Here is a 397-nt window from a genome sequence, read left to right on the forward strand (position 1 = left end):
TCGCAGCGCGTGGTTCACCAACAATACTGGCGGCGCACCCAGCATCTCCTGACGGGATAGCGCTTCCTGAGTTTGCGCCAGTAAACGATCCGCCAGCCCTGGCTCCAGTCCTCCCCCGCCCTGCAGCGCCTGTAGTAACAAACGTTCCAGCGGTGTATCGAGGCCAATAACATGGACTTCATCTTTGCCAGGAAACCACTGCTGGGTAATCGCCCGTCCCAACGCCACGCGCACGACGGCGGTTAATTCATGTGGATCGCTTTGGATGGGCGCATGTTCCGCCAGCGTTTCGAGAATGGTGCGCATATCGCGAATCGGTACTTTTTCATCGAGGAGATTTTGCAGCACTTTATGCAGTGTGGTGAGCGTGACGATGCCAGGAACGAGATCTTCCGTC

General features: G+C 56.9%; 1 protein-coding gene. It reads right to left on the reverse strand.

Annotated features, from left to right (window positions below; all coding sequences use genetic code 11):
* Positions 1-397 (reverse strand): FHIPEP family type III secretion protein (locus ACEWB7_RS18480; protein ID WP_411581158.1); only part of this gene is annotated, 397 nt, incomplete at both ends.

Source organism: Acinetobacter sp. NIOH-H-8, assembly GCF_046635365.1.
Classification (GTDB): Bacteria; Pseudomonadota; Gammaproteobacteria; order Pseudomonadales; family Moraxellaceae; genus Acinetobacter.